Source organism: Kordiimonas lipolytica, assembly GCF_042651265.1.
GTDB lineage: Bacteria > Pseudomonadota > Alphaproteobacteria > Sphingomonadales > Kordiimonadaceae > Kordiimonas > Kordiimonas lipolytica.
Genome location: NZ_JBHSCR010000003.1, coordinates 394,462 through 419,647, shown reverse-complemented (window position 1 = coordinate 419,647; position 25,186 = coordinate 394,462). Strand labels below are relative to the sequence as shown.

Here is a 25,186-nt window from a genome sequence, read left to right as displayed (position 1 = left end):
GCCGTCTTCCACCTTCGACCCGGACCCTTCCCTCTCTCCCAAGTCCTTGTCCGGGTCAAATGGGCCAGACCATGTCGCTATGGCTTGCCTTCTCTGAGGACGATGGCGCGTCAGCCCCGGCCATGAAATTGCCAGACGCCGGCGCGCCATCCGCCTTCCTCCCCATTCTCTAAAGCTGGCAACCTGTCGCCTGATCAGCAACAAACCGTTGCGGGTACAGTGGCTTCAACCTAAGGTATTCGGGAACCTTTCCGGCTGCTATCAGGCACCAGCTAAACAGAGAAAACCCATGGCCTTTTTGTCCGACACACTTTCCCGCATCAACCCATCCCCCACCATTGCCGTATCCACAAAAGCGCGCGAACTGAAGGCCGCAGGCAGGGATGTGATTGGCCTTGGCGCGGGCGAGCCGGATTTCGACACGCCGGATCATATCAAGGAAGCGGCGATCAAGGCCATCTGGGAAGGCCAGACCAAATATACCGCCGTGGACGGCACACCTGAATGCAAGGCCGCGGTGATCGAGAAATTCCGGCGCGAGAATGACCTGCATTTCACCCCCGACCAGATCACAGTGAACGCAGGCGGCAAGCATACGGTCTATAACGCCATGATGGCGACCCTGAACCCGGGCGACGAGGTGGTGATCCCGACACCCTACTGGGTCAGCTACCCCGATATCGTGCAACTGGCGGGCGGCACACCTGTGTTCGTGCACGCATCAATCGACACCAATTTCAAAATGACGCCGGAGATGCTGGAGGCCGCGATCACGCCAAAGACCAAATGGCTGATCTTCAACTCGCCATCGAACCCGTCGGGCGCGGCCTATACGGAAGCTGAACTCAGGGCGCTGGGCGGCGTTCTGGACCGGCACGAGCATGTCTGGGTATTCGCGGACGACATCTATGAGCATATCATCTATGACGACTTCGCCTTCAGGACCATCGCGCAGGCTGTACCGACCATTGCCCACCGCACGCTAACCATGAACGGCGTTGCCAAGGCCTATGCCATGACCGGCTGGCGCATCGGCTTTGCGGGTGGGGATCCGGCGCTGATCAAGGCCATGGCCAAGGTCCAGAGCCAAAGCACCTCGAACCCCTGCTCGATCAGCCAGGCGGCGACAGTAGCGGCGCTAACGGGCGACCAAAGCCTGCTGCCGATCCGCGCTGCCAAGTTCCAGGAGCGGCGTGATCTTGTGGTCAAGATGCTGAACGCGGCAGACGGCATCAGCTGCCCAACGCCCGAAGGCGCTTTTTATGTTTATCCAAGTGTGGCGGGATGCATGGGCAAGACCACACCGTCCGGCAAGCTTTTGGAAACAGACGAAGACTTCGTCACCTATATTCTGGAAGACTACGGCATCGCGGCAGTGCACGGCGCAGCCTTCGGCCTCAGCCCGCATTTCCGTGTGTCTTACGCCACATCAAACGAAGCCCTAATTGAGGCCTGCAGCCGTATCCAGGACGCCTGCAGCAAGCTAAAGTAAACAGGCGCTCCTGTGCCCGACAATACGCTGGCCACCATTCTGATCCTTGTTTCGGCATGCATGCATGCGGTTTGGAACGCGATCCTGAAGCGCACGGACGATAAGTTCGCCGCCATGATGTGCCTCTCGGGCTTCGGGGGCATTCTGTACCTGCCCTTCCTTTGGCTTGCACCTTTCCCGCCTGCTGACCTGTGGCCATGGCTCGCGGCATCCTTTGCCATCCACTTTGTCTACCAACTCGCGCTCACCAAAGCGCTGGAGATGGGGGCACTAACCTTCATCTACCCGATCGCGCGTGGGCTGGGCCCCACCCTTGTGGCGCTCTTCAGCTATTTTTTCCTGACCGGGGAAATGTCGCTCGCGGAAGTCGCGGCGGTGCTGGTTCTGGCTGTTGGCATTTTCCTGAGCACTTCCACAAAGGGCGCAGCAGGCGGCTCCGCACGGGAAAACGGCATCCTGTTCGCGCTTTTGACCGGCGCCATGATAGCAGCCTACACAGTGATTGACGGCCTGGCCGTCAGGCGCGCACCCACAGAACTCACTTATATCCTGTGGTCCGGCATCGGCTTTTCGCCGATTTTCATATCTTACGGCCTCTACAGGCGCGGCACGAAAATCTTCAGGGACGCTGTGGCTGTCTGGCGCCCAGGCATGCTGGCCGCTGGCATTGCGCACAGCGGATATGGCATCGCACTCTATGCTTACAGCATCGGATCGCTGGGCGAAGTTGCCGCCATCCGCGAAACCAGCATTCTCTTTGCTCTTGCCATTGGCGTCTTCTGGTTGAAGGAAACCGTCAGCCGCCGCCGGCTTCTGGCGGTGCCGCTGATCGCAGCCGGTGCCATCCTTCTGAAGTTTTATTGACCCCAGCGCTTGACTTTTCGTCTTTTCATCAGTATTTCGTTATTTAGCGAAATACTGAAATAGGAACCAAAAATGGCAGATGTATTTCATGCATTGTCGTCGCCCGTCAGGAGACAGATTTTGGCAATGCTGAAAGCCCGGGACATGACAGCGGGTGAAATTTCGGACCAGTTAGACGTGGGGAAATCAACGCTTTCCGGACACTTTAACGTACTCAAGGCTGCGGACCTGGTAACCGCGGAACGCAATGGCACAACAATAACATACAGCCTGAACACAAGTGTGGTTGAAGACATGCTGGCGCTAATGGCTGGCATTTTCGGCAAAGAAGAAAAGGGAGCTAGGAACAATGATGGCGAAGTTTAGATTTGCATGGGCCTTGTTTGCTTTAACGCTAGCCTCCGGAATTGTGGCGTTTTTCATGGTAGCGCCCGATGCGCTGATCCCCGTTCACTGGAACGCGCACGGCGAAGTGGACGATTGGGCCAGCCCCATTTTTGGCCTGTTCCTGATACCCGGCTTTCAACTTTTGATGCTATTGATCTTCGCAGCCCTCCCTATTCTTGAGCCGCGAAAGGAAAACATCGGCAAATCGCAAAAAGCGGTACATGCCGTGGTTTTTGGAACAGTGGGTGTGCTGGCCGTTGCGCAGACCGCCATTATAACCGGGACGTTTGGTTATGAACCCTTGGGCCCGAAAACCATCATTGCAGCTGTCGGCATCCTGCTAGCCATCATCGGCAATTATATGGGCAAGCTACAGTCTAATTTCTTCATCGGCATTCGCACGCCTTGGACGCTTTCAAGCGACACTGTGTGGAAGAAAACCCACCGCCTTGGGGGCAAGCTGTTTATCCTGGCAGGCGCGTTGGTCGTCATGGGAAGTTTCCTCATCGAAGCACCCTATCTGGTTGGGCTTGTGCTAGGCGTGATATTGCCGATAACCTTATATATTATCTTCTATAGTTGGCGACTGTGGCGGCAGGAAACTGCGCGGAAGAATGATTGATCGGCAAAATCGATTACAGCGTCAGTTTTAATCAATTTTACTGCTTAAAGCAGCATTGTTATAAAAGCCTCATCAAAGCAACGGAGGATTTTATGACTAGCTTTGCACAGACTGACCAACAGAAAATGGCCGTAGCCCTGAAGCCTGTTTTGGCTGAAACGGTGCAGCTTTATGTGCTGACACAGAACGTCCACTGGAACGTGACCGGCCCCCTGTTCCAGCCAGTGCATACGCTGACCGAAGAACAGTATCTGGAACTGGCTGCCGCGATTGACGATATCGCCGAGCGCATCCGGACACTGGGCGAAAAAGCACCAGGCCGCATGTCCGCTTACATGGAACTGGGCAGCATTGGCGAAGGTGACGAAAACGCCAGCGCCGAAGACATGGTGCGCGCCCTTGTTGACGCCAACCAGACAGTAGCAAACCGCATTCGCCCACTGATCAGCGAAGCTGCAGACATGGGTGACGAGGTAACTGCAGGCCAGTTGACCGACCGCCTGACAGTGCATGAGAAAGCAGGCTGGATGCTCCGCGCCATGTTGGGCTAACGCCTAGAGCCTGTCTTTCAGCCAGTAGTAAAATACGGCGAGAGAGACCGCCTGCTGGCCCAGCCAGCGCGCACAGGACAAATGCCCGAACGGCACCCGCCGCTTGGGCATTTTTGCGAACAGGTCAAAGTGCGCGGTATTCAAGCCCGCGATGGCCTGCCCCAACATATCCCCCGCCAGGTTGCCCATATTCACGCCGTGCCCCGTATAGCCCGCGCCGTACCAAATGTTGTCGCCCACACGGCCGATCAGCGGCACCTGCCCATAAGGCACACCCAACCGACCGCCCCATTCATGGGTGATCTTCACGCCTTCGAGCTGCGGCCAGATTTTAAGAAGGCGCGGCAACAACTTGGCCTGAACCGACTTTGGCTTGCGGCCCGAATAATTCACCCGCCCGCCAAACAGTACGCGCCCGTCCGATGACGTACGAAAATAATCACAAACCTTCTTGGTGTCGCAGATGGCATAGCCCTTGGGATTGAGCTCCGCAAGTAGTGCAGCATCAAGCGGTTCGGTGGCCATCATATAGCTGGCGGCCGCACTTGATGTGCCCGTCAGTTCCCTGACCGGCAGTTGGTGGTGCACATTGGCCGCGAGCAATAGATGATCCGCCACCACGTCGCCGTCTGCAGTAGTGACACGCACTTGGGCGCCAGGTTCAATGCCTATGACCGGGCTGTGCTCGTATATTTCCGCGCCTTTGGATGCGGCGCCACGCGCCAAACCAAGGCATAGTTTCAGTGGATGCAAGTGCCCATCCGACAGGCTCAACAACCCACCCAGGAAATGGTCGCCGCCCATGGTGGCCCGCAGCTCTTCCACGCCCATGAAATGCCAGCCGCGGTCGGGGAATTTAGTCTCCATCTCATTATAGTGGTGATAAAGTGCTGCCAACTGCCGGGGCGTTGACGCCACCTCAAGCCAGCCGGGCGTCAAATCGCAAGCGATACTATAATCATCAATGCGGCGACGGATCAGGTCGTGCCCTGCCCACATCATCTCGTCCACCGCCTTGGTGCCTTCAACTCCCCAGCGTTTCGCCAGCTTTTCCTGCCCAACGAAGCCCCGGATCATCTGTCCGCCGTTGCGCCCGGACGCGCCCCAGCCCACCTGGTGGGCCTCAAGCAGAATCACGCTCTTGCCCGCCTCCACGAGCGTGCATGCGGCGGAGAGGCCGGTGAACCCGCCACCGATGATACATACATCCGCGCGCTTGCTGCCTGAAAGCGCCGGATAGCCGTCGTGATCGCCCACAGAGTGCGCGTACCAGCTCGTTGGATAGCCTGCCTGCATAAATTCTCCCTTTCGCCCACCATACTGCGTCAAATTGCCAGTCCCAAGAGTTTCGTTCATGCTTGTTCACTCTTGACTTCCGTGCTAAGAGCCACCCAATATTAAGAACCATTCTCATTTTAATGTCTTCAAGGTGCGTGCGGTCCATGAATCAGGAACAGCAACTAGATGGCGAAGCGACCGGCGCAGAGAAAGCGCTCGTGGCGCTTGGAACCATGAAACCCGGCATGTTCGGGCATGTAATTGCCTTTGATGCCAGTGGTATTCCTGATGTCAGCCCCGATATGACCGACCGCCTGCGCGAGATGGGATTTGCGGAAGACCTGGAGGTTGAGGTACTGCACCAAAGCCTTTTCGGGCGTGATCCAATCGCCGTCCGCATCGGCCGCATGACCGTTGCCCTGCGCCGCCGTGAAGCCAATATTATCAAGGTCCAGCTTGTATGAGTGCCCCATCGCTTGTCGCAGTTGTCGGCAACCCAAACTGTGGTAAATCCGCCCTTTTCAATGCCCTTACGGGACTGAGGCAGAAGGTTGCCAACTATCCTGGCGCAACCGTTGAGCGGCGGACAGGCCCCCTTCTGGGTAATGACCATATTGAGCTTGTAGACCTGCCTGGCACTTATTCCATGACACCCCGAAGCCCGGACGAAGCCGTCACCACAGACGTGCTCCTGGGCAAGTTCAAGGCCGAAAGGCGCCCGGATGCCATCCTGTGCGTGGTGGACGCCACCAACCTGGCCCAGCATCTCAGGTTCGTGATTGAGCTTCGCGCCCTTGGCGTGCCCATGGTCATTGCCTTGAACATGACAGACTTGGCTGCGCGCGAACGCATCAACATCGACGCGGGCGCCCTGTCCCACAAACTTGGTGTTCCCGTTGTGGAAACTGTGGCTGTGCGCAAGAAGGGGCTTGAAGAACTTAAAGACAAAGCCATTGAGGCCCTGCAGATGGGCACGCTGAGCACGCTTTATTTCGGTTCCACGGTGCGCGACTATCAGCGCGCCGCGCGCAAGATCGCCAAGGACGTGACGCTTAGCGAAGGCATCGGCCACAAGACCACGCGCCTTCTGGATAACGTGCTGCTGCACCCTGTTGCCGGGCCGTTTATCCTTCTGGCTATCCTGTTCCTGATGTTCCAGGCGGTCTTTTCCTGGGCCGAAGCGCCAATGACCTGGATTGAGGACGGCATCGCCTATCTTCAGGCGGGCGTGCACAACCTGTTGCCGGAAGGCTGGCTTTTGAGTTTCCTTTCTGATGGCATTCTCGCAGGCGTCGGGGCCGTTATCGTGTTCCTGCCGCAAATCCTGGTGCTGTTTGCCTTCATCCTGGTGCTTGAAAGCACCGGCTATATGGCGCGGGCAGCTTTCCTGATGGACCGGCTTATGGCGGCTGTCGGCCTCAATGGCCGGGCCTTCATTCCGCTTCTTTCCAGCTTTGCCTGCGCGATCCCCGGCATCATGGCGGCGCGGACGATCGCTGACCCGAAAGACAGGCTGACCACCATCCTGATCGCACCATTGATGACCTGTTCTGCGCGCATTCCTGTCTATACCGTCCTGATCGGGGCTGTCATTCCGAACACGACCCTGTTCGGTGACTGGATTGGCCTGCAAGGCGTGGTCATGTTCTCGCTCTATCTGGCAGGCATTGTGGCAGCACTGGTTGTTGCCGCAGTATTGAAGCGTACGGTCGCCAAAGGCAAGACCCACACTTTCATGCTGGAACTGCCGAAGTATCAGACCCCGCGGCTGCCTTATGTGCTAACCGGCCTTTATGAGCGCGCGCGCCTGTTCCTGCGCCGTGCGGGTACCATGATCCTCAGCGTCACGATCATCCTGTGGTTCCTGGCAAGCTTCCCGGCAGCACCGGAAGGCGCTGCATCCCCCATTTCCTATAGCCTTGTTGGCATTATCGGCGGCTGGCTTGAAGTGATCTTTGCACCCATCGGCTTCAACTGGGAAATCTCGGCAGCACTCGTGCCCGGCATGGCCGCCCGCGAAGTCGCGATCTCTGCACTTGGTACCGTCTATTCCATCGGCGGCAGCGAAGAAATGGTAGAGGCCGGTGTCCGTGCCGCCATCGCCGCGAACTGGAGCCTGCCGACCGCCTTTTCCTTCCTGGCCTGGTTCATTTTCGCCCCGCAATGCGTATCCACCATTGCCGTAGCCCGGCGTGAAACCGGTGGCTGGAAATGGCCGCTTTTCATGCTGGCTTACCTGTTCGGCCTGGCTTACATCGCGTCCTTCATTACCTTTCAGGTGGCCAGTGCGCTCATTGGCTGACGCCTGATCTGATCAATTTCACATGGCGGCCTTGCCGTCGCCATGAATCTGAGGTAGCCACGTTAGCAAGTCATTTTCAAAAAGACGTAATAGTGGGGAGCTAACACGTGAGAGCCTTATTTGCAGCCGCATCCATGCTGGCCATTGCCGCCTGTTCCGAAAGCGCAGAAAACCAAAAAGATTTTAGCGCAGACGCGAACCGCATCGCGCAGGAAACGCTGATCGTCGATACGCATATTGATGTGCCTTACCGCCTTGACACAGGCTGGGAAGACGTCTCGAAAGCCACACAGAGCGGCGATTTTGACTATCCTCGCGCCGTGAAGGGCGGCCTTAATGTGCCTTTCATGTCCATCTATACGCCGGCAAGCTATGACGGCACACCGCGCGCCAAAGAGCACGCAGAAGAAATGATCGGCATTGTCGAGCGCATGGTGGCAACCGCGCCTACCAAATTCCGCATCGCCAGAACGGTTGCCGATGTTGAAAAGGCCATGAAAGACGGCGTGATCGCCCTGCCGCTTGGCATGGAAAACGGCTCGCCAATCTCTGGCGATCTCGCGAACCTTGATTATTTCTATGCTCGCGGCATCCGCTATGTGACGCTCGCGCATTCGAAAGCCAACCATATCTCAGATTCGTCCTATGACACCGAGCGCAAGTGGAACGGCCTTTCCGATTTCGGCAAAGAGGCCGTGAAGCGCATGAACGAGCTGGGTATCATGGTGGACGTCAGCCACGTTTCCGATGAAGCCTTCTATGACGTGATGGAAATTGCCGCTGTGCCTCCGATCGCCAGCCACAGCTCTGCGCGCCACTTCACGCCAGGGTTTGAGCGCAATATGTCAGATGAAATGATCAAAGCGCTCGGCGACAAGGGCGGCGTGATCATGATCAACTATGGCTCTGCCTTCCTGACCGAAGAAGCCAACGGCTATAATGTTGGTCGCGACGAAGCCTATCTTGAGTATCTGGCAGACGAAGAGCTTGAAGACTCGACAGACCTCAAGGACCAATTCACCGAACAGTACCGGTCAGAAAACCCATACCCATATGCAAGCCTTGACGATGTGCTCGACCATATCGACCATGTAGTCGGGATCGCCGGCGTGGACGCTGTGGGCATCGGGTCTGACTATGACGGTGTGGGAGACAGCCTGCCAACCGGCCTCAAGGACGTGGCAAGTTACCCGAACCTGATTGAGGGCCTTCTGAAACGCGGCTATTCGGAAGCTGACATCAAGAAGATCCTGAGCGGCAACATCCTGCGCGTATGGCGGGAAGTTGAAGCCTACGCTGCTGCCAACTAAACCAAAGACATATCACAGGAAAGCCGCTCAACTTTGGGCGGCTTTTTTGTGCGTTTCCTGTGGCATTAGTTACATCTGACACTGGACGCGCGCGCTTTTTTCGCTACAGTTTTGCCCCATAAAACAACTGCGTTTCATAAGGGGGAAACACATGATCAAAAAACACACGACAGCACTTGTGCTGGGCCTTCTTGCTGGCACCAGCCTTTCAGCCACCGCAGCACCAAATGGTGACTGGTTCACCGACGCCGCCATCTCGCCGGACGGCAAGACCGTTCTGGTCGCCTACAAGGGCGATATCTACAGCGTATCATCGAAGGGTGGCACCGCCGTTCCGCTGACGGTTAACGCGGCTTGGGACGGCCACCCCGTCTGGTCAAAAGACGGTAAACAGATCGCCTTCGCAAGCGACAGGAACGGCAACCTGGATATTTATGTGATGCCTGCCGAAGGCGGCGAAGCCACACGGCTGACGCACCACAGCGCCGACGACATCCCGCACGACTTCACACCGGACGGCAAGGCCGTGACCTTTAGCTCCACCCGCACAGACAGCGCCGCCAGCAGCGGCTTCCCGCGTGGTGCCTTGTCTGAGCTCTATAGCGTTTCCACATCCGGCGGCACGCCAAAAATGGAACTGACAACCCCCGCCTTTGAAGCCCAGTGGAACAAGGACGGCAGCAAGCTATTGTACCGCGAGGAAAAGGCGCTCGAAAGTGACCTCAGGAAGCATGACAACAGCGCTTTTGCCCGCGATATCTGGCTGTATGACAGCGAGGCAGGCACTCACAAACAGCTGACCAACCATGTGGGCGGCGACCATAACCCTGTCTGGGGCAAGGGTGACACCATCTTCTATACGTCGGACGAAGCAGACGACACGTTCAATGTCTGGAAGCTGGACCTGGGAAGCCTTGAGCAGAACCAGATCACCAAGTTCACCAAACACCCGGTACGCGAGCTGACACGCGCCAAGGACGGGACGCTTGCCTTCCTGCATCACGGCACGGTTTATACCACTGGTGAAAAGGGCAAGCCAAAGGCGCTCGATATCAACATTAATGTGGACGGCCACGGTGTAGACGCCAAGACCATCCCGGTTTCAAGCAATGTCAGTGAATTCACAGTATCGCCGAACGGCAAGGAAATCGCCTTCGTCGCGCGCGGCGAAGTGTTCGTGACTTCGACTGAATTCAAGACAACCAAACGCATCACCGATACGCCAACCCAGGAACGCAGCGTCGACTTCCACCCGGATGGCGACCGCCTAGTGTATGCGGCGGAACGCGACGGTAAATGGACGCTTGTGGAAGCCAAGCTCCGTAACGCGGACGAAAAATATTTCTTCGCCAGCACGCTGATCGACGAAAAAGTCCTGTTCGACGCAGACAACGAAGCCTTCCAGCCGAAATATTCGCCGGACGGCAAGAAGGTGGCCTTCCTGTCTGGCCGCGACAGCCTGAAGGTGCTGGATATCGAATCTGGCGAGGCGGTCAAGGTGCTTGGGCCAGAGCATAACTATAGCTATGCGGACGGCGATATCACCTTTGACTGGTCACCTGACAGCAAGTGGCTGACGATCGATTTCATTGCCCGCAAGCGCATCTTCATCACCAATGTGGCGATTGTGCCAGCTGATGGTTCTGCCGCCCCTGTGGACATCAGCCTCTCGGGCTATCAGGATGGCGGGCCCAAGTGGCACGCCGGCGGCGAGGCTGTACTCTGGTTCTCCAGCCGCTACGGCCAGCGCGACCACGGCAGCTGGGGCCGTGAATTTGACGTGATGGCAAGTTTCCTCAATCAGGACGCCTATGACCGCTTCCGTATGTCGAAGGAAGAATACCAGCTGATGAAAGAGCTGGAAGAAGACGCCAAGAAGAAGAAAGAGGAAGAAGAGAAAAAAGCCAAAGAGGCTGCCAACGAGACTGACGGCGAAGAAGGCGAAAAGGCTGAGGGCGAAAAAGCCGACGCCAAGGAAGCCGATAAAAAGGACGAAAAGAAAGACGATACCAAGCCGGTTGAGATTGAATGGGACGGCATGCAGGACCGCACAGTGCGCCTGACCGTGCATTCTTCGAATCTCGCAGACGCAGTGCTGACCAAGGACGCGGACAAGCTTTACTACCTGTCCCAGTTTGAAGGCGGCTATGACCTGTGGATGCAGGACCTGCGCGAAAACGAGACCAAGCTTCTCTCAAAACTGAACGCCGACAACGCCACCATTGAACTGTCGAAAGACGAGAAGGCGCTGTTCGTGCTGGCGGGCGGCCAGATCTCCAAGTTCGAGCTGAACGGTGGCGGCGCAAACCGGAAGGGCGTCAGCCTTTCTGCCAGCATGGAACTGAACGGCAAAGCCGAGCGCGACTATTTCTTCGAACATATCTGGCGTCAGGTGAAGGATAAATTCTACACCGCTGACATGCACGGCGTGGACTGGGCCGACATGAAGCTTGAATATGGTACCAAACTTGAAAATGTGGGTAACAACCGCGACTTCGCCCGCATGATGGAAGAAATGCTGGGTGAGCTGAACGCCTCCCACACCGGTGCCTACTATATCGGCGGCCGAGGCGGCGACGCCACTGCCTCTCTTGGCCTGTTGTTCGACCTTTCCGCCCCTTCGGGCGCGCTAGTGGTTGAGGAAGTGCTGGAAAAGGGCCCGTTCGATAAAGCCAAAAGCGATGTCGAAGCCGGCATGAAGCTGGTGGCAGTGGACGGCACCGACCTTGGCGAGAGCGTGAACCTCTATGCGCTTCTGAATCACAAGGCCGGAGAGCGCACGCGTGTGACATTCGAGAAGGCTGACGGCACCCGCTTTGATGAAGTCATCAAGCCGATCAGCGGTGGAGCTGAGAACCAGCTGATGTACGAACGCTGGGTGAAACGTAGCCGTGCGCTGGTGGAAAGCCTGTCTGACGGCAAGGTGGGCTATGTGCACGTGCGCGGCATGAATGACTCCAGCTACCGTGAGGTCTATTCCGACCTGATGGGTCGCAACTTCGACAAGGACAGTGTTGTGGTCGATACCCGCTGGAACGGCGGCGGCTGGCTGCACAATGACCTGGCCAAGCTTCTGTCGGGCGAACAATATCTGAAGATGGAAGTGCGCGGCCGCGAATTTGAAGGCGACCCTCTTGACCAGTGGTACAAGCCATCCATCGTGGTGATGGGCGAAGGCAACTATTCTGATGCCCATGCCTTCCCATACACCTACAAGGCGCTGGATATCGGCGAAACTGTCGGTATGCCGGTGCCGGGCACCATGACCGCCGTGTGGTGGGAAGTGCTGCATTCGGGCGATATCGTGTTCGGCATCCCGCAGGTGGGCCAGCGCGACATGGACGGCAACTATCTGGAAAACCAGCAGCTTGAGCCGGATCACCGGGTGAAGAACATGCCTGAAGAGGTGGCCAAGGGCCTCGACAAGCAGCTTGAAAAAGCCGTTGAAGTGCTGCTGGAGGGCGAGCAGGAATAAGCCTGCCCGGTCAATTTAAAGCTTCGGAAATGGCGCCCTTTCGGCGCCATTTTATTTGTGCTAGAGGCATCATCACCGCACAGACCTGAAGGAATTTTCCATCCATGACCACCAAAGACATGCCTAACATCGATCCAGAGTGCTGGCGTCCGATCAATGAAGAAAAACTGACTCAGTTCGACAAACCGGACAGAAAGCCCCGCATCCTGTTGCTCTATGGCTCCTTGAGGGAGCGGTCCTTCAGCCGTCTCGCCACAGAGGAGGCCGCCCGCATCCTTGAGGCCTTCAGCGCCGAAACCAAAATCTTCGACCCTTCGGGCCTGCCGCTGCCGGATGGCGCGGAAGACACCCACCCGAAGGTGCAGGAGCTCAGGGACCTGGCGACATGGTCTGAAGGTATGGTCTGGTGCAGCCCTGAACGGCACGGGTCGATGACCGGCATCATGAAAGCCCAGATCGACTGGATTCCGCTCGCGCTTCAGGGCGTGCGGCCAACCCAGGGCAAGACGCTGGCGATCATGCAGGTGTGCGGCGGGTCTCAGTCCTTCAATGCCGTCAACCAGATGCGGGTTATTGGCCGCTGGATGCGCATGATTACCATTCCAAACCAGTCATCGGTGCCAAAAGCCTGGCTGGAATTCGGTGACGACGACCGTATGAAGCCATCGTCCTTCTACGACCGGATTGTTGATGTGATGGAAGAGCTGGTAAAATTTACGCTGCTGCTGCGTGCCAACAAAGACTATATGGTCGACCGCTATTCCGAGCGGAAGGAAAGCGCCGAAGAATTCCGCAAACGCATAGACCAGCGCGCCATGTAGAAACGGAAAGGACGCTGATACCCGGCCTTAAGCAGAAGAGTTCAAAAGCCGTTCTATCACCGTTTCATAGTCTGCTACCGTGTTGCACACGCCGTCCGCTTCCCGGGCGCAATAGCTGGCTGACAGGTTAAAGGCAGCGGGCGGATGCTTGTGGCCTGCGAGCGTCATTTCAAGTGCCTTGCCCCCGCCTTCAAGGGCATCCCGGAGCGCAAGCGGGCTGAGCATTCCAATACGTTCCTCGACAAAAAGCCCCGTCATATTGTGAAGGGCGGTCAGGAACTTCGGCCCGATAAACTGGGGCACAAGCGGCGGCTTGGCGCGCGCGAGCATGCTTTCAGCGGCGTCCGCATAGAACGGCAGGAAACTGTCCTCCCGCGAGGTCATCAGGAAGGCATTATGGACCTTCCTATACGCCTTGAGATCACCATGCGAGCCCTGCACCCACACCTCACGCCCCACAGCGTGAGGGCCATCCGGCAACGGTAACTGCCCAGGGGCAAACACAATTACATCAGCATCCAGCCAGACGGCGCGGTCATACCCTTCCTGCAGGGCATTCTGCATCAGGCGCAGGCGCGCCAGGTCCGTTGCGATCACAATCTGGGGGGCGACCTTTTCCCTAATCCAGGCCGGGATATGGTCAAACAATTCATCGTGCATAAACCGGTAATCCGCCCCAATCTGCGTGGCCCAATCCTTGACCGACGCAAGGCAGCGGCGCACCCACGGCCGAAGCGCTTCCTCGGCATGCGACTGCAGAATAACGGTTTTCATATATTGACCGCCCTTCCTCAAGATTTCCGTAACGTTCCGCCCTTGCCGGACAGCAAAAGCAGCCTAGCTTGTTCTGTATGCGTTTGGGAAGGCGCAAGCTGCCAGCCATGTCAACCGGGCAGCGAGGGGAGATGTATGAAAGAGACTGTAGAGACGCCGCCGGTCAGCGGCCTGTCGAACAAAGCCCGTACCTATGCGCTTATTGTTCTGACAATAGTATATGCGTTCAACTTTATTGACCGGCAGATCCTGGTGATCCTGCAGGAAGCCATCAAGAAAGACCTTGGGCTGTCAGATACCCAACTGGGCCTTTTGTCCGGCTTTTCCTTTGCCATCTTCTATACCGTTCTTGGCCTGCCGATCGCCCGTCTGGCAGACCGCATGAACCGCAGGAATATCATTTCCATTGCGCTGGCGGTCTGGAGCGGCATGACCGCCCTTTCCGGCATGGCGCAGAACTTCACTCAGCTCTTGCTGGCCCGCATGGGTGTGGGCGTGGGTGAAGCCGGTGGGAGCCCGCCAGCACACTCAATGATTTCTGACATGTTCACTGCCAAGCGCCGGTCCACAGCGCTGGCCGTTTATTCTGCGGGGCTCTATCTTGGTATTTTCCTTGGATACACGTCTGGTGGCTATCTGCAGGAAGCCTATGACTGGCGGACCACGTTTATGATTGTGGGTATCCCGGGTGTTCTGCTGGCCATCATTCTGCGCATGACGGTTCAGGAGCCCCCGCGCGGGCTGCATGACAAGCCTGGTAGCGACACACGGTATTCACTCGCTGAGACCTTCAAAATCCTGTTCCGGCTGAAATCCTTCCCATTCATTGCTTTCGGCTGCGCCATGTCAGCGTTCGTCAGCTATGGCACCAGTAATTTCATGCCCAGCTTCATGGTCCGCTATCACGGCATTTCCCCCAGCGAAATCGGCCTGACACTGGGGCTGGTGACCGGCATCGGCGGCATGATCGGGACATTCCTTGGCGGCGCGCTGACCGACAGGTTCGGCGAAAAGGACGCCCGCTGGTACCTTTGGCTGCCAGGTCTTACGGCTGTCACAGCCATCCCTCTCGCGCTGGTTACCTACCATACAAGCAGCAAAGAGCTGATGCTGGGCACCTATTTTATCGTGGTTATTCTTTCCACCCTGTACCTAGCGCCTTCCATTGCCGTAACGCACCGGTTGGTGCCGCCAAGCATGCGCGCGCTTTCCTCGGCAGTGTTGTTCCTTGTGCTGAACCTGATCGGTATGGGTCTCGGGCCTGTGCTTGTGGGCGCCATCAGTGACTTCGAAGCTGCGCGAACGGGGGCAGATGGCCTTAGAACTGCCTTGACGGTCGGCACCTGTATCGCCATCGTGAAAGGGTATCTGTTTTGGGCTGGCGGACGTAAACTGCCAGAGGACCTTGCCAAAGACTAATCAGGCATCGGCTTGCTGAATCTGTGCAAAGGCTATAGGTCAACCCGGAATGCGATGAAGGCTAAGCCGACGATCATTCGCTAGGTGGGGAACAAATTGCACGAGGCAAAGCTGGCAGCAAATCGCTTTGAGGCGGTGACAATATTTCTTTTGCTGGCCATATCGCTATGGCCGGCAATGTCCTTCAAGGCTGCAGTCCTCGTACCCATGGCACACGGCCTCTTCCTGTTTGGCATCTTCCTGCTGATACGGCATTATCTGGCGCGCGTGCGCCCACTGGTGGCCCATCTGTTTTTCACAGCCTGCGTATCCGTCCTTGCGATTGAGATCGTGGTCCATCACTTCACCAGCCTGCACCTGAACCGGTTTGTCCTGTCGCTTGCCTTCCAGCCGCAGGCGAAGGAACAGATTGGCCTGTCGAACACACTATTCTATCTGCTGGCGTTTGTGGCAGGACTTGCGTATCTCACCGCCCGGCTCATGCGCTGGCATGTACAGTTGTCAGTCCGTGTGGTGTGGACCGTCACATTTGTCGCCCTTGCCCTCTCTCAGGGACTATATGGCTTCCTGCTGTATCAGCGTGATGCTGGGCTCCTGAACAGCCAACGGCATCTCGTCTTTTTCACCGGCCTGCACCACTATTACGCTGAGAAAATATTCACACCTATTTTCGGCCCCCGTCCACCGAACCCATTCGCCCAAGCCTACGACGGGACAGCAAGGCCCAGAGCAGTCAGTGACACCTGGGAAGTAACCAGCCCTAGAAACCTGTTGCTGATCGTCATCGACAGCATGCGCGCCATGGACATGAAGGCTGATCCAACAGTCGCGCCCAACCTGCTACAACTAGGGCAGAAGGGCTATCTGTCCCTTGACCACAGCAGCGTCGCCAACTGCACCCACTTTGGCATGCACACGCTGTTCTCAGGCGATCTGGCCACCACATTCAGGCAAGCAAGGCACAGCGGCAAGGCCCAGGGCATCTTTGCCGCCCTTTCTGGTGCCGGATACAGGTTAAGCTCGGCTGAGGCGCAGTCACTGGACTGGTATGACCTGGCAGCCACCTATCTGCCCGGCACCGCGCGGGATATCGCGCCGGAAGGAACCAATGCCGCGCGGGACGATTTTGTGTCACGTTCAACGGTCGCGCGGCTTCAGGGTGATACCAGCATCCCATGGGCCCATCTGGCCTATTTCAGTGGGCCGCATTTCTCCTATGACGAAAACAAGAATATCACCACAGAGGTCTACCGCGAAATGATCCGCAAAACGGATCAGCGCATCGCCCGAATGGTTCAGGGCCTTGCGGCCAGCGGCTTGCTCCGTGATACGCTGGTGATCATCACTTCCGACCACGGCGAAGAAGTTTTCGAAAATGATACAGTCGGCCACGGTAGCACCCTCAATGACGCGCAGACGAAGGTACCGCTTTTGGTTCTCGGCGCCACGATGCCGACCGGCTGGATCAGAAGCCACCGGGACATCCTGCCGTTTGTCCGGGCGGAACTGGGGGCTGCACCCCTGAGGGCCTTCCCGAACCAGTTGGAAGTCCTGACAGGCTGCGACTATGAGTTCCCCAAAAGCTTCGCGGTTATCGACGAAGATGGCCGTGTGGATTTCCGGCTTCAGGACGGCCTTCTGGCACCAGCCCCATCACCGGGCAGCAGGCAGCCAAGCGATGACCAGATAAGGCGCGCCGGGCTCCGGCTCATCAGATTGTTGAATGAAAATAAATAAGGCGGCTGAATGGCCGCCTTTATTGGTCATGCTGGACGCGTCTGCCGTCAAAGGCCGATGCTTTTCAGAACAAGGGATGTCACGGTTTCCTTGGCGTCCTTGAACTGGCTATCGCTTAATGGCTCACCTTCATTCATCACATTGATCTGCGCCTCGAAATCCGCATAGTGCTGGGTCGTCGCCCAGATCATATAGAAAAGGTAGCGCGCTTTCACAGGCGCCAACTTGCCTTCCGCGATCCAGCGTTCCAGCACGGCCTCCCGACTTTCAAGCCACGGCTTCACCGTGCCGACCAGATAGTCCTGCAGGAATGGTGCGCCAGACGCCATTTCAATCGCCCACAGGCGCGAGCCGTGCGGCCTGTTGCGGGCCAGATCCATCTTGGAGGACACATAGGTGCGGATGGCCTCTGCCGGGTCTTCCGTCTCGTCGAAGGTGTCGGCGGCATGCAGCCAGATCGAACAAACTCCTTCGATTACCCGCTTGTAGAGGTCTTCCTTGGCACCGAAATAATAATAGACGTTCGGCTTTGGCACGCCCGCGCGCTCAGCAATCAGCCCGACGCTTGCGCCCTTGAAGCCCTTCTCCGCAAAAACCGTTTCGGCAGCTACCAGAATTTTGGCAACATTTTCTCTGCGGATGCCCGATTTGTGGCCGTTTTCTTCTTTTTTCGTCATTTTAACAGAGTCCCCCTTCGGCGCTCCCGTTTAAACCACAGCGATGAAAAAAGGTCTATGGGTAAAAAGGTTTAAAAAACAAACGCCCGGGGAGAGGCCCCCCGGGCGTAAAATTTGAGAGCAATCGCCCTTAGAACTTGTACTTAACGCCGAACTGAACGGTCCAGACAGAGTCTACGTCACGGAACGTCAGGAACGGTGCGTCTTCAACATTGGTGTACAGGAACTGGCCAGTGGACTGGTTAACCAGTGCATCAACCATTGCCTGTTGTGCGAAGTTTGATTCGTATACTTCACCCCAACCGTTGTTGATGAAGTTCAGCACGTTCTGCATATCCATCCACAGTTCGATCTTACCGTAGCGACCCACAGGAACTTCCTGGGAGATACGCAGGTCAAGGTCGTTGGTCCATGGAGCACGTTCGCCTTGCAGATCAACAGACTGGCCACGCTTCAGACCGAAGTTGTTCACGAGGTTGTTGAAGTCTGCCTGAACGTCAGAGTTCGCAAATACCACTTTCGCAGTATCAGCACCGGCAGTGCCAAGAACCGCTGTTTCGGTTTCAAGCGGAACGTAAACCAGGTGACCATCACCGCTGTCGATATTGCGATCACCGCCGAACTGCATGAATTCATCCAGGGTGATGCTGTATGGACGGCCGGAGCGGCCAGTATAGAACAGGCTCACAGTTGTGAAGTTGTCTTCCCAGAAGTCTTTACGCATGGTTGCGCCAAGCTTGATCTGGTGTGGGCGCTCGAACGGAGACGTGCCAACTGCACGGTTGTTCCGGTCAAGGTGAGCCGCGAAGTTAAAGTTGGACTGAGCCGTGGAGCTCGTGCCTTCGTTTGCAATGAACGCATCAGTGTAGGTGTAAGAACCCCAAACGCTGAAACCGTTATCCCAGGACTTGTCGAAGGAAACAGCATACACGTTCGAACCGCCACCAGTGTTGTTGGTCAGCATCAGGTCAAACCCGCCTGGTTGGTCGTAGATTGGTGAACCATCCGCGGCAGTGAGAGCTACGGAACGTCGCAGTTCTTTCCAGTCTACAGGGTTCTTGTTGCGGGACCAGATGGCTTCAGCCGTGAAGTGCCAGTCTTCGCCCAGGGCACCCAGGTCAAAGTAGCGCTCAACAGCAAGGTTCATCTTCCAGATCGATGGAATCTTGTAGTCAGGGTCGATAACAGACGTGTTACCGTTACCTGGCTCAAGCGCATCCTGGATCACCTGTGGAATGGAACGGAAGTCCAGGCCGTTAATGATGTCCGGGTCAGTTACGAACTCAGAGTCGATCGTCACGCCGTCCAGCGAGTAGGAGTTGGAAACCCAAACAAGTGGGTCACCACCACCGAAGCGACCTACACCACCACGAACAAGGGTCTTGTCGTCGATGTCATAAGTGAAGCTCAGACGTGGCTGGATCAGGGTTTTGTGGTTCAGCGAAGTCGCGTTTGAGAAACCGTGACGTGCGATGAAGTTCGGGTTCTCGTTTGGCGATTTTTGCTGCGAGTAAACGTCTGCACGCAGGCCATAGGTCAGCGTCAGCTTGTCGTTCACGTCCCAACGGTCCTGCAGATACATGGTGTGCGTCGTCAGGTTGAACTCAGCTGCGCCATCATCCGGATTGTTGGTGATTGCGTTCTGGTAGATCAGGAAGTCAGGCGTGCCGGCTTCGAACTCATCGATCGAACCAAAGCGCCACTCGCCGCGAGTTTCCTGGATAAACAGGTTGAACACGTCAACGCTGTCCAGCTCGTAACCGAAGGTCATAGTGTGGTCGCCAGCCAGCAACTCAGCTTTGAACTTGCCCTGCCACGTAGTGTTGTTCAGGGCGTTTGAGTGACGGCTGTCATCGATACCCAGGTACACGCGGCCACCGCCTTCAGTGTTGATCTGGATCTCACCGATGCCTTGGTCAAGCGCAAGGCCAACCTGGCCAGTTTCGTTCCGCTTGCGGCTGATTTTAACTTCTGTGGAGAAGTTGTCGGTCCAGTCGGAGAAGAGCTGGAAGTTATAAGCCTCAAGCTTTTCAGAGCGGTTATACCAGTGAGACTTGTAGGAGAAGCGGTTGCCGCCGTGGTCGGTCTGGCTCAGGCTGTTGCCGTCAGTCTTCTGGTAGGAAGCGAACGCACGGTGGTTATCGTTGATGTTCCAGTCGAGCTTGAGGAAGATCTTCTCGTCAGTCTCTGGAATACCGCCAGTGTCGCTGAACTGGTTGTCGATGCCGTAAACGCTGCTTGCGATCTGGTCGATACGCTCAACATCGGCTTGGGTTACACCCTGTACTTCAGAAGCGAAACCGGAACCTTCAGCACCAATTGTATTAGGTGTGGAGCCTTCGAACTTCTCGTAAGCTGCGAAGAAGAACAGCTTGTCCTTGATGATCGGGCCGCCAAGGGTCGCGCCGTAGAATTTGTTGGTGAAATCACCCAGATCTACGTCAAAGTCTTCACCTTCAAGGGTTACAGACTTGTCGCCAGCCGTGCTGTCGTTGCGGTACTGGTAGAAAGCGGTGCCATGGAATTCGTTGGTACCGGACTTGGTCACGACGTTGATCTGACCGCCGGTGAACTTACCGAATTCTACGTTGAAAGGCGCTGGAGATACACCAACCTGCTCAACAGTGTCGAGGGAGATTGGCGAACGCTGGGTTGGGTAACCGTTGCCGTTCAGGCCGAAATCGTCGTCCTGGCGAACACCGTCAACAGTCAGGCTGTTGAAACGGTTGTTGCCGCCACCGATGGAGATCGCAGCACCGGAACCAGTGCCGATATCAACAAACGGGTTCTGACGGATGGTGTCTTTAATGTCGCGGCCAATGGACGGCAGCTCAGCAATACGCTCTGAACCGTAGGAGGACGCACCACCTGCACGCATTGCCTGAATGCGGGCAGCCGTTACTTCGATTTCTTCGACGCCAGCGCCTGCACCAGCAACATAAAGCGTCAGTGGCAGAGGCTCACTCACATTCAGGATCAGGCCTTCATATTGAACGGTCTCGTTGCCGTTCACGATAGTAGCCACAGTGTAAGGACCACCTGGACGCAGACCGCGTGCCACGAAGGCGCCGGATGCGTTGGTAGAAAAAGTCGAGCGCGAACCGGTAGGTACGTGGATTACAACAACCTCAACACCAGACTGGGCGTTACCGGATGTATCAACCACCGAACCACGGATCGAAGACGTAATTTCCTGTGCAATAACAGGTACACTTGCTGCCATCGCGGCAAGTGCGACGCTGCTACAAAGAGCAGCTCTCATTTGGCGTTTCATTCCCTAAGCTCCATTTTGCATCCGCACTCCCTGCCGAGAGGCCCCTTTGAGGCGAATGCCTGAACAACTATTTCGCTGTTTAAAAGTTCCCACACAAAACTGCGCGACAGTAAACTTAATCCTGACCAAAAGGTCAACACCAGTCACAAAGCCGCGCAAACCGTGCGTCACGGGACCTTTTATGGGACGTTCATTTCAGTTTTTTGACGAAAGTGTCAAGAATCGCCGAAAGCTTAAAAAGGCATTAACTTTTTTAAATTTCAAAGCGTGGTTCAAAAGGCACAGGTGGTTCGAAAAACCCTTGATTTTCCTTGTGACAAAAAATGCAGGCCCCGGCACCTAGAACAAAGAAAGGAGGCAAAATTGCCTCCTTTCCAATCGATCCGATTATCCGATTCGTTTAGCTTATTCGCTGGCGAACATCTGGTTCAGGTATCCCGCCAGGCGAATCCCGCCCTTTGAAAGCTGCTGCTTGATCACCGGCGTATACTTATAGACATAGTCATAGCTCAGGATGCCGCTACCCACATTATAGACCTCGCCACGCATGGCGATCAGTTCACGCACCCAGTCAAGCGGTTCGCTGTCTTGCCACGTGGCTATATCGTCGGGCTTGATCTTCGGCTCAAGGAACCGCACCCATTCTGAGAATGAAAGAAGCTTGTAGTTGATCAGGTCCTCATCCCATACCTTGTGCAGGTTGCTCATTTCCTCGAACCAGACCACGTCAATCCGGTTACCACCCCAGTCTTCCGCACGGCCTGCATGCAGCGGCTGGTGCAAATCCCCCACAATATGAATGATGAAGCGCAGAGCTTTCTGGCGCTCAGCCAGCGGGGCGTCTTTGTCTTTGACAGTCGCTGTGAAGGCCGCCAGCGCGGTGACCGCATCACCCGCCGGGTTCTTCACGCTTTCCTCATAGGTCTCGCCGTCCGGCAGGTTGATATAATGAAAGGGTGAAGCCGTACGGCGCCAAAACTCGTCCGGGTTAGAGCGCATCTCATCCGGCCAGTTGGCAGCTTCCGCCATGAACTCGTCACCCAGCAGCTCCTTAACAGCCGCTGCCGCCTCCGGGCTCAAGTGCCGGGACGCCAGTTCGGCAATCACACGGTGGCCGGTCGGGCCGTATGCCTGGGCTGCCTGCCCCATCATCACAACAAGCGCGAAAAGCGCCACTAGAACTCGTACCATCATACTCCCCCTTAGAGCGTGTTGATCAGATCGCGCTGGTGCCTGCATCCAGCGGCGCGATCCCAAGATGTGAGGCCACAGTCTGGCCGATGTCTGCGAAACTTTTACGAACGCCCGCGCTGCCCGGTTTCAAGCTTGGGCCATAGGCCACAAAGGGCACATGTTCGCGCGTGTGGTCCGTGCCCGGCCAGGTCGGGTCGCAGCCATGGTCGGCCGTCAGCACCACCATGTCGCCCTCGCGCATACCTTTCAGGAACTCAGGCAGGCGCCTGTCGAAATACTCAAGCGCATTCGCATATCCCGCAACATTGCGGCGGTGCCCGAAGCTCTGGTCGAAATCCACAAAATTTACGAAGGTCAGCGACCCGTCAGGCGCGTTTTCAAGCTTTTCAAGTGACGCTTTGAAAAGTGCGTCAAGGCCGTTAGCCTTTACCTTCTGCGTCAGCCCCTTGTGGGCAAAGATGTCGGCAATCTTGCCAACGGAAATCACTTCGCGCCCGGCCTCTTCCAGTTTTTCCAGAAGCGTCGGCTTTGGCGGCGGAGTTGCCAGGTCTTTCCTGTTGCCCGTGCGCTCAAACTTGCCGTCCTTACCCACGAATGGGCGGGCGATTACCCGGCCGATGTTATACTCATCCACGAGCTCCCGCGCGACTTCACACACTTCATAAAGGCGCTCAAGGCCGAAGGTTTCCTCATGCGCCGCAATCTGAAGCACACTGTCGGCTGAGGTGTAAACGATCGGCTTGCCGCTCGCCATATGCTCGCCCCCGAGCTCATCCAAAATCACCGTGCCAGATGCCGCCTTGTTGCCCAGCACGCCAGGCAGGCCACAGCGTTCCACCAGATTGGCGATCAACTCGTCTGGGAAGCTTGGGAATTCAGGTGGGAAATAGCCCCAGTCGAACTTCACCGGCACACCCGCCATTTCCCAGTGGCCCGAAGGCGTGTCCTTGCCAAAGCTTTCTTCGGCGCAGGCCGCATACATGCCGGTGATCTCACCCGCATATTCCATGCCTTTGGGCTCGCGCCCGGTCGCCAGCTCCGCAGCCTTGCCGAGGCCCAGTTTGGTCATTGTGGGCAGCTTTATCGGCCCGGCGGTCGGGCGCTCCGGCGCCACGTTTCCTGCCGCGCACCAGTCAGCGATATGCCCGAGCGTGTCGGCATCCGCCTCGCCCCACCGGTCCGCGTCAGGGGCGGCGCCGATGCCAAAACTGTCCAGAACCAGAATGAAGGCTCGAGCCATGGTCTTACCCTCCAATTATTTTCGCGACAATCGGGGCCGTTTCAGGTGCCGTGTCACTCAGTGATACGGCGGCGCGCACTGCCTGGATTGCGGCGTCCGCCGCATCATCGCTTTGAGCATACACCACCGCTGCTGGCTGGTCTGCTTCCAGCCGGTCCCCAAGCTGGCAGATGCCCGTGAGGCCCACGCTGTGGTCCACGTCATGAGCCGGGTTGGTGCGCCCGCCCCCAAGCGCTACAACGGCCATGCCGATGGCACGCGTATCCATGCCGCAAACATAGCCTGCCTGCCCGAGCGTGACCGGTTTCACCACACTTGCTAACGGCATATGGTCAGCAGCGCGCTCGATAAAGTCTACCGGGCCGCCCTGCGCGATAACCATCTGGGCGAATATCTCTGCTGCTTCACCGTCTGTCAGCGCGACCTCGGCTTTCTTGCGGGCGGTCTTGAGGTCCGGCTGGGCGCCCGACAGGGCCAGCATGTGCGCCGCCAGCGCCAGCGTGATTTCCTTCAACCGGGCGTCTGCCTGACCCGGGTTCTTCAGGAATTCGATGGTCTCGAACACTTCAACCGCATTCCCGGCTGTTGTTCCCAACACCTGATTCATGTCCGTCAGAAGCGCAGTCGTGGGCGTACCTGCCGCCGATGCCACGCGCACGATACTGCCCGCTAGCTCTTCGGCCTTTTCCATGGAATCCATGAAGGCACCGTTACCGCATTTCACGTCCATCACCAGCGCGTTCAGCCCCGCCGACAGTTTCTTCGACAGGATCGAGGCGGTAATCAGCGGCACGCTTTCAACCGTCGCAGTCACATCGCGGATGCCATAAAAGCGCTTGTCCGCCGGAGCCAGATTGCCGGTCTGCCCGATGATGGAACAGCCAACATCGCGCACGATGCCCGCGAACAACTCGTTGTCCGGATACGGGTTATAGCCGGGGATGCTTTCCAGCTTGTCCAGCGTGCCGCCCGTGTGGCCAAGGCCGCGGCCGGAGATCATCGGCACAAAGCCGCCACAAGCCGCCACAATAGGCGCCAGCATCAGGCTGACCTTGTCGCCCACACCGCCGGTGGAATGCTTATCCACAATGGGCGCATCGGCGTCAAAGCCAAAGCTTTGCCAGTCCATCACGTCGCCGCTGTCGCGCATTGCCAATGTCAGTGCCGCGCCCTCTTCCGGGCTCATACCGTTGAAGAACACAGCCATCGCGAAGGCAGACACCTGCGCGTCAGTGACACTGCCGTCAGTGATGCCCGCAACGAACTTTTCAATGTCCGCGCTGGATATTGTTCCACCATCGCGCTTCTGGCGAATAACTTCCTGGGGAATGAAAACACTCATGACCGTCTACCCTTTGGCCTCGTCAATATTTTCGGGACCGAACGCGTGGGGCAATAGCTCGGCGCTTGTTGTCTCTATAAGGATGTTACCGTCCTTATCGCAAATCGTGATGGGCTTGCCGGATGGGCCGGCGAACTCTCGTATCTTCTGGCGGCAGCCACCGCAGGGCGTGCAAGCCACTTCGCCCGGACCCACAACAACCACATGAGCAATCTCGCGCTCACCCGCCAGCACCATGGCTGCAATCGCGCCCGCTTCGGCGCAAATGCCCAGCGGATAGGCCGCGTTCTCGACATTCGCGCCAGCGAATACATGGCCGTCAGCCGTCAGCACCGCAGCACCCACCGGATGGTTGGAATAAGGCGCATAGGCCGCGTCTCGCGCGCGCATGGCAGCGTCAATCAGCACTTTCAGGTCTGTCGCCATT

20 protein-coding genes are annotated in these 25,186 nt (G+C 57.0%); 12 read left to right on the top strand and 8 right to left on the bottom strand.

Features of this window, described 5'->3' with window-relative positions; genetic code table 11:
* The first annotated feature begins 289 nt into the window (after positions 1–289).
* From ACFO5Q_RS06065 to ACFO5Q_RS06045, 5 genes are all read left to right on the top strand, one after another.
* Positions 290–1,492, top strand: a complete 1,203-nt coding sequence (locus tag ACFO5Q_RS06065) for a pyridoxal phosphate-dependent aminotransferase (RefSeq protein ID WP_068152950.1) — start codon at positions 290–292, stop codon at positions 1,490–1,492.
* 12 nt (positions 1,493–1,504) lie between these two features.
* Positions 1,505–2,356: an EamA family transporter gene (locus tag ACFO5Q_RS06060; RefSeq protein ID WP_068152948.1), complete on the top strand. Its 852-nt coding sequence runs from the start codon at positions 1,505–1,507 to the stop codon at positions 2,354–2,356.
* 72 nt (positions 2,357–2,428) lie between these two features.
* The gene (locus ACFO5Q_RS06055) at positions 2,429–2,722 is read left to right on the top strand and encodes an autorepressor SdpR family transcription factor (RefSeq protein ID WP_068152945.1); all 294 of its coding nucleotides are present in this window, start codon (positions 2,429–2,431) and stop codon (positions 2,720–2,722) included.
* The gene (locus ACFO5Q_RS06050) at positions 2,706–3,365 is read left to right on the top strand and encodes an SdpI family protein (RefSeq protein WP_068152942.1); all 660 of its coding nucleotides are present in this window, start codon (positions 2,706–2,708) and stop codon (positions 3,363–3,365) included. The genes ACFO5Q_RS06055 and ACFO5Q_RS06050 overlap by 17 nt, the downstream gene beginning before the upstream one ends.
* A 92-nt stretch (positions 3,366–3,457) precedes the next feature.
* Positions 3,458–3,916 (top strand): Dps family protein, encoded by a 459-nt coding sequence (locus ACFO5Q_RS06045; RefSeq protein ID WP_068153488.1) that lies wholly within the window; start codon positions 3,458–3,460, stop codon positions 3,914–3,916.
* Between the two features lie 3 nt (positions 3,917–3,919).
* Here ACFO5Q_RS06045 and ACFO5Q_RS06040 read toward each other — a convergent pair whose 3' ends face one another.
* On the bottom strand, positions 3,920–5,212 hold the full coding sequence (locus ACFO5Q_RS06040; RefSeq protein ID WP_068152938.1) for an NAD(P)/FAD-dependent oxidoreductase: 1,293 nt from the start codon (positions 5,210–5,212) through the stop codon (positions 3,920–3,922).
* 146 nt (positions 5,213–5,358) lie between these two features.
* Here ACFO5Q_RS06040 and ACFO5Q_RS06035 point away from each other — a divergent pair, with 146 nt between their 5' ends.
* The 5 genes from ACFO5Q_RS06035 (at position 5,359) to arsH (ending at position 13,102) form a co-directional block, all read left to right on the top strand.
* Positions 5,359–5,658 carry a FeoA family protein gene (locus ACFO5Q_RS06035; RefSeq protein WP_197421332.1) on the top strand — a complete coding sequence of 100 codons (300 nt, stop codon included), beginning with the start codon at positions 5,359–5,361 and terminating at the stop codon, positions 5,656–5,658.
* On the top strand, positions 5,655–7,496 hold the full coding sequence (gene feoB, locus ACFO5Q_RS06030; protein ID WP_068152933.1) for a ferrous iron transporter B: 1,842 nt from the start codon (positions 5,655–5,657) through the stop codon (positions 7,494–7,496). The genes ACFO5Q_RS06035 and feoB overlap by 4 nt, the downstream gene beginning before the upstream one ends.
* Positions 7,497–7,630: 134 nt before the next feature.
* Positions 7,631–8,806, top strand: a complete 1,176-nt coding sequence (locus tag ACFO5Q_RS06025) for a dipeptidase (protein WP_082720106.1) — start codon at positions 7,631–7,633, stop codon at positions 8,804–8,806.
* A 151-nt stretch (positions 8,807–8,957) separates the two neighbouring features.
* Positions 8,958–12,281, top strand: coding sequence for a S41 family peptidase (locus ACFO5Q_RS06020; protein ID WP_068152925.1), 3,324 nt, complete (start codon positions 8,958–8,960; stop codon positions 12,279–12,281).
* Between the two features lie 104 nt (positions 12,282–12,385).
* The gene (gene arsH / locus ACFO5Q_RS06015) at positions 12,386–13,102 is read left to right on the top strand and encodes an arsenical resistance protein ArsH (protein ID WP_068152919.1); all 717 of its coding nucleotides are present in this window, start codon (positions 12,386–12,388) and stop codon (positions 13,100–13,102) included.
* A 27-nt stretch (positions 13,103–13,129) separates the two neighbouring features.
* Here the strand turns inward: arsH and ACFO5Q_RS06010 are convergent, their stop codons facing one another.
* Positions 13,130–13,876, bottom strand: a complete 747-nt coding sequence (locus ACFO5Q_RS06010; protein ID WP_082720105.1) for a hypothetical protein — start codon at positions 13,874–13,876, stop codon at positions 13,130–13,132.
* Positions 13,877–14,011: 135 nt separating this feature from the next.
* On the opposite strand from ACFO5Q_RS06010, the gene ACFO5Q_RS06005 reads away from it, so the two are divergent.
* Together ACFO5Q_RS06005 and ACFO5Q_RS06000 are read left to right on the top strand one after the other, a co-directional pair.
* Positions 14,012–15,295, top strand: a complete 1,284-nt coding sequence (locus tag ACFO5Q_RS06005; RefSeq protein ID WP_068152916.1) for a spinster family MFS transporter — start codon at positions 14,012–14,014, stop codon at positions 15,293–15,295.
* Positions 15,296–15,391: 96 nt separating this feature from the next.
* Positions 15,392–17,032 (top strand): sulfatase-like hydrolase/transferase, encoded by a 1,641-nt coding sequence (locus tag ACFO5Q_RS06000; protein WP_068152911.1) that lies wholly within the window; start codon positions 15,392–15,394, stop codon positions 17,030–17,032.
* A 47-nt stretch (positions 17,033–17,079) separates the two neighbouring features.
* Here the strand turns inward: ACFO5Q_RS06000 and ACFO5Q_RS05995 are convergent, their stop codons facing one another.
* The 6 genes from ACFO5Q_RS05995 to ACFO5Q_RS05970 form a co-directional block, all read right to left on the bottom strand.
* Complete coding sequence (locus ACFO5Q_RS05995) at positions 17,080–17,709, bottom strand: TetR family transcriptional regulator C-terminal domain-containing protein (protein ID WP_068152908.1); 630 nt, start codon at positions 17,707–17,709, stop codon at positions 17,080–17,082.
* A gap of 130 nt (positions 17,710–17,839) precedes the next feature.
* Positions 17,840–20,983 (bottom strand): TonB-dependent receptor, encoded by a 3,144-nt coding sequence (locus ACFO5Q_RS05990; protein WP_082720104.1) that lies wholly within the window; start codon positions 20,981–20,983, stop codon positions 17,840–17,842.
* Positions 20,984–21,388: 405 nt separating this feature from the next.
* Positions 21,389–22,174, bottom strand: coding sequence for a S1/P1 nuclease (locus ACFO5Q_RS05985; RefSeq protein WP_197421328.1), 786 nt, complete (start codon positions 22,172–22,174; stop codon positions 21,389–21,391).
* A 25-nt stretch (positions 22,175–22,199) separates the two neighbouring features.
* Positions 22,200–23,417: a phosphopentomutase gene (locus ACFO5Q_RS05980; protein ID WP_068152899.1), complete on the bottom strand. Its 1,218-nt coding sequence runs from the start codon at positions 23,415–23,417 to the stop codon at positions 22,200–22,202.
* Positions 23,418–23,421: 4 nt separating this feature from the next.
* On the bottom strand, positions 23,422–24,759 hold the full coding sequence (deoA, locus tag ACFO5Q_RS05975; RefSeq protein WP_068152894.1) for a thymidine phosphorylase: 1,338 nt from the start codon (positions 24,757–24,759) through the stop codon (positions 23,422–23,424).
* 6 nt (positions 24,760–24,765) lie between these two features.
* Positions 24,766–25,185 (bottom strand): cytidine deaminase, encoded by a 420-nt coding sequence (locus ACFO5Q_RS05970; protein ID WP_068152889.1) that lies wholly within the window; start codon positions 25,183–25,185, stop codon positions 24,766–24,768.
* Position 25,186: the final 1 nt, after the last annotated feature.